The sequence below is a fragment of the Micromonospora sp. LZ34 genome, from assembly GCF_052981855.1.
Map to the genome: position 1 here is coordinate 1 of NZ_JBRIQN010000116.1, position 5067 is coordinate 5067.

The 5067-nt window shown below is 66.8% G+C and carries 4 protein-coding genes and 1 pseudogene; 2 read left to right on the top strand and 3 right to left on the bottom strand.

What is annotated here, in order from left to right; all coding sequences use genetic code 11:
- Positions 1-175 precede the first annotated feature (175 nt).
- Positions 176-1429: a group II intron reverse transcriptase/maturase gene (gene ltrA / locus ACVCAH_RS37440; protein ID WP_447140940.1), complete on the top strand. Its 1254-nt coding sequence runs from the start codon at positions 176-178 to the stop codon at positions 1427-1429.
- Positions 1430-1517: 88 nt separating this feature from the next.
- On the opposite strand, the gene ACVCAH_RS37445 is transcribed toward ltrA, so the two are convergent.
- Together ACVCAH_RS37445 and ACVCAH_RS37450 are read right to left on the bottom strand one after the other, a co-directional pair.
- Positions 1518-2693: an FUSC family protein gene (locus ACVCAH_RS37445; protein WP_447140941.1), complete on the bottom strand. Its 1176-nt coding sequence runs from the start codon at positions 2691-2693 to the stop codon at positions 1518-1520.
- 385 nt (positions 2694-3078) lie between these two features.
- Positions 3079-3684, bottom strand: a pseudogene (locus tag ACVCAH_RS37450) (IS5 family transposase); the annotation flags it as partial.
- Between the two features lie 2 nt (positions 3685-3686).
- Between ACVCAH_RS37450 and ACVCAH_RS37455 the strand changes: the two are divergent.
- A complete protein-coding gene (locus ACVCAH_RS37455) occupies positions 3687-4361 on the top strand; it encodes a hypothetical protein (RefSeq protein WP_447140942.1) in 675 nt (224 codons plus the stop codon).
- 101 nt (positions 4362-4462) lie between these two features.
- On the opposite strand, the gene ACVCAH_RS37460 is transcribed toward ACVCAH_RS37455, so the two are convergent.
- Positions 4463-4729 (bottom strand): hypothetical protein, encoded by a 267-nt coding sequence (locus tag ACVCAH_RS37460; protein WP_447140943.1) that lies wholly within the window; start codon positions 4727-4729, stop codon positions 4463-4465.
- Positions 4730-5067: the final 338 nt, after the last annotated feature.

The window sequence follows — 5067 nt, forward strand, 5'->3', positions numbered from 1 at the left end:
AGAGGGAGCACTCCAAGCGGCTGAACCGCAAGGATTTGAGTACCGTCGCAGGGCGTGTCGGCGGACCGGTCTGTAGTAGTGAGGAAGCCTCTGTAATGGGGGTGGAGCGAAGGGATCGGGTCATCCGTGGCTTGTGTTCGTTCGGTCAACCGGGCCAGAGTCCGGGAGGAGCTGCGTGAACCAGCTGAAGTCACCAGACAGGCCGTTCAATATTTCGAAGCGGGAGGTGTGGGAGGCGTACCTGAAGGTCAAGGCCAATAAGGGCGCAGCCGGTGTGGATGGCTGCTCGATCGAGGACTTCGAGAAAGACCTGAAGAACAATCTCTACCGGATCTGGAACCGGATGTCCTCGGGCAGCTACTTCCCGCCAGCGGTGAAGGCGGTGGAAATCCCGAAACCGCACGGCGGCGGGGTCCGGGTACTCGGGGTGCCCACAGTCGCGGACAGGATCGCCCAGACGGTGGTGGCCGCGAGGCTGGAGGCGAAGGTCGAGCCGATCTTCCATCCAGACTCCTACGGCTACCGGCCGAACAGGTCGGCCCTTGACGCGGTCGCGGCATGCCGGCAGCGGTGCTGGAAGACCGACTGGGTGATCGATCTGGACATCCAGAAGTTCTTCGACACCATGCCCTGGGACCTGGTGGTCAAGGCGGTCCAGGCGCACACCACCGACCGTTGGGTGGTGCTGTATGTAAAGCGGTGGCTACAGGCACCGATGCAACTGCCCGACGGAACCTTGCAGCAGCGAGACCGGGGGACCCCGCAAGGGTCCGCGGTCTCGCCCGTGCTGGCGAACCTGTTCATGCACTACGCGTTCGACGCCTGGCCGGCCCGAACGTATTCGGGCGTCCGGTTCGAACGCTACGCCGATGATGCCGTCGTTCACTGCGTCAGCGAGCGCCAAGCCCGCGAGGTACTGACCGCGCTCGGGAACAGGATGGAAGAAGTCGGCCTGCAACTGCATCCCGACAAGACCCGGATCGTGTACTGCAAGGACGGCAAGCGACGCGGCTCGGCTGAGCACACATCGTTCACCTTCCTCGGGTTCACTTTCCGTGCCCGCAAGGCGCGAAGCAGGAACGGAACGTTCTTCACCAGTTTCCTGCCCGCGATCAGCAAGGACGCCCTAAAGAAGATCAGCGGAGAAGTCCGCTCCTGGCGGCTTCACATGCGGACGCACTTGACCTTTTCCGAGCTTGCGCAACGAACCAACCCGGTCGTGCGCGGCTGGTTGCAGTACTACGGGGCGTTCTACCGCTCCGCGCTGTTTCCCCTCCTACGACGCATCAACGCCTACCTGATGCGCTGGATCCGCAAGAAATTCAAACGGCTCCGGAAGTTCAAGAAGGCCCACAAGTGCTGGCAACGCATCACCCGCCAGTACCCCAGGCTCTTCGCTCACTGGGCATGGACACCGACGTTCTGGTGATCAGGATGACAAGAGCCGTGTAACGAGAGATCGTTACGCACGGTTCTGTGGGAGCCGGAGGGTGAGACTCCCTCCGGCCACCCGACCTTTAGGTATCCTGTTTGCCTGGGGCCCACTGAGCTGCCTCCAGAACCATTTGATTGGCCGTGCCGGCCTCAATGCCGGTGGCCCGGAGCATGTCACTCGCCATGGTGCCTATCTGGGCTACGATCGCGTCCGCGAGCCCTCGATCTCGGGCCCTACCGGCGAGACGTGCAACGTCCAAGATCACCTGAAAGGACCGCTCGAACGAGCGGCCCTCTCGGCCTTCCTCCCGCAGCAGCCAGACCGCCTCGCCGAGCCCCTCCACGGCCGCGGGTACCTCCTCCGGCACCGGCTCTCCGTACTGCAGGCTGTTAGCCGCCCAGCGGGCCAGCTCCCGGCACTCAAGAACCACCCGATCCAGGTGCTGTACGCCGTGTTGGTACCGCTCGACGTCGTGCCGACGACGCCAGCGCGCCGGCGCGATGGTTGTCACTTCCTCGGCGGCCCCCAGCGCCTCGTGTAAGCGGACCAGGTCGGCATCCATGCCGCGGAGCTGTTCAAGTGCTCGCACTGCGCGGACCGGGTCCCGCTGTGACAGCGCGCGTCCGATCTCCTGAAGCTGGCTGGAGAGGGTCTCGGTCACTGGTTCGGCGGCGCGGTCGACGAGGCGCATCGGGTTGATCGGCAGCAGCACCGCGACCACGACCAGTCCCACAAGGCCGCCCACCAGGGAGTCCGTAAGTCGAGGCCACTCAAGGTTCCGCTCGGCGGGTGACAACGTGGCAATCAGCACGGCGGCGCTGCCTGCCTGGGCGACCAACGCACCGCTCTTGCCGGTTAGTAGCAGCGCGACGGCGATAGCCAGCGCCACCACCAGCCCGATCTGCCATGGCCCGAACCCGAAAGCGAGCAACAGTAGATCGCTGAGGAACAGCCCCAACCCGACGCCGAGCACCAGCTCGAATGTACGCCGGGCCCGCTGCCCGAGAGCGGCGACGATAAGGCCGACAGCTGCGCTAGGGGCGAACACTGGTGCTGGCCTGTCCAGTACCTCGCGTGCGATCGTCCATGACAGTGCGGCAGCAACCCCGGCCTGCAACGAGATGAACAAGATGATCTCAAGCTGACGTAGCCGCAGCCTGCCCGCCTCGCCGCCAGCGTGATGGGCGCGCGCCGTGAATGCCTTGGCAACCTCGGATGCGGTGTCGCGGCGTGGCTGGTCGTTGCGATCAGCTGCCATGGCGGCGGTTACCCCGATTAGCCTTCACGAATCCTCGCCGGCAAGCACACTTCGCCATTCATCGCACCAATACCCGCGCCCGGGTCGGTGTAAGGGCGGGCCAGCTGCCGTTCCTCAAGCGCCGAAACCGTCACCACCGCTACCGTCCAGGACATGACGGGCGCTACTACTACTCGGATGCCTGAATCCGCGGCAGCGGTGCCTCGCCGAATCACAGAAGCACCACACGAGTCCCAGGTTGACGGCGTTGCCGCGACACGACGCCAGCATCAAAGGTGTCGGTGGCGCCAGTCGGTCTGCTCTCGCTCAGCGGCGTGAGCCGCCCGCACCCGGCTCCGCTGACGCTCCGCCGGGTGCTGCCACCTGCCCACTCCTTCACCGATTTTCGGGTCAGCCGGTTGATGACGCACTCGACGGCGTGACGCTGCTGGTAGATGTGGGCGTCGAAGGTCGGCGGTCGTCCGCCCTTGGATCCCTTCTTGCGCCGGCTGGCGGCCTGATCGATCTTGATCGGGATCGTGGCCGGGATGCCACGTCGGCGTAGGTGCTCACGGTTGGCGCGGGAGCTGTATGCCTTGTCCGCGAGGACCCGGTCGGGTCGGGTGCGGGGTCGGCCGCCGTCGGGTCGGGGGACCCGGATGCGGGTCAGGACCCGGGTGAACTGCGGGCTGTCGCCGCGCTGCCCGCCGGTCACCAGCATCGACAGCGGCTTGCGGCCCTGCTCGCAGGCCAGGTGCAGCTTGGTGGTCCAGCCACCCCGCGACCGACCCAGAGCGTGATCAGCCGGCTCGTCCTCGACCCCGCCCGGTGGTTCCTTCTGCAGCTCGGGCCGGGTGCGGGCGCCGGCGGCGTGCTGATGCGCCCGAGCGATGGTCGAGTCGACGCTGACGTCCCAGGTGATCAGACCGGCGGCGTCGGCGCGGGTCTGCAGCCCGGTGACGATCCGCTGCCACACCCCGGCGCGTTGCCAACGGCGGAACAGCCCGTAGAGTCGTGAGTTCCTACACCATTACCATCGCCGCGGACGATCCCAGCCAAGCGACCACAACCATGAGGGTCGAGTTGAACGGCGCGACCGCGCGCATCACCGAGCTGGTGGTACGCGCCGGTGAGGGGGACGGGCTGACCGCCGGCCAGATTCCCGCGGTCGATCTGGATCTGCTGCTGAGGGCGGTCACCCCGGCCGTCGGAGGGCAGCAGGCGTTGACTGTGTCGCCTGCTGCTGCGGCCGACGATGCGCCCGCTGGATCCGTTGGCGACGAGGAGCCTGCCGCGGACACCGAGGCCGCCCAGCCTGTCGCCGCATCCACGTCCACCGTCGAGCCGGCGACGACTGTGCTGGTGGACGGCGACGCGACCGAGGTGGCTGTTCCCAAGCAGGCGTCACGGGCGAAAGCCCCGGCCGCCGGCGCGACCCGGGCGCGTGGGCGGAAAGCCGCCGGTGCCAACACCACGAACGCCGGTCGGAAAGCCACCAAGCAGACCGCGAAAGGCGAAGCGTCCCCGGGCAAGGGTCGTGTGTACCGGCGGTCACCGGGTGATCTGGAGTCGGTGTATCAGCAGGCTGGCAGCGTGGCGGCTGTCGCCGATCACTACAACGTGCCCCGCCACACGGCCCAGGGGTGGATTCGCACGCTGCGCCGCCGGCAAGCCAGCCCAGCCGAGTAACGACACCACCGCGCGGGCACGCCGGAGGGTTGCTTCGTGCTGCATGGGCGCGATGGCGGTGTGACCGGCCGGTTCGCTGGCTACCGAAAGATTGGCGCCCGCTACAGGGTAGTGAAGCGGGCGATGACCGGGGCGTGGTCTGGCACGGTGGCGGCCGCGCGGCTGAGGGTGGAGGCGCCGATGGAGGTGATGTCGTCGACGAGAGAATCGAAGCTCACCAGGCGCAGCTGTAGGTCGCGCGAGGCGAGAATGTGGTCGATGAGTTCTCCCGGCCCTGGTAAATGCGGGAGTAGGCGCGGCTTGGAGGCAGGCGCGCCCGACGTTGTACAGCCGGACCGCGTCGCCCTTATCGCGACGGTGAACGTCACCGTCGGCGGGTCCCTCCAGCAGGACACTGGTTACAGCCTCCGGCCCGTCGTTGAGGCGCAGGTTGACCCGCCACCTCGGCCGCCGCGACAGCCGCGACATCAGCATCCGCGCGTCGCCGGCCTACTGTCCGACCACCAACCCACCGACTGCGGCAACCCATCGCCGCCATTGCCACCGACCCCGCCATGTGACCCCTTACCACAGGCAGGGGCATTTCCACGCCGGACACAATCATGCGCGAGGTCGTTTGGCAGGGCACTGGTCAACTTGCGGCCCGCTTCGAAACTTGTCGATTGGTTGTAACGTCTGCCACACGTTCCAGCCCGCTGGGTCGCCG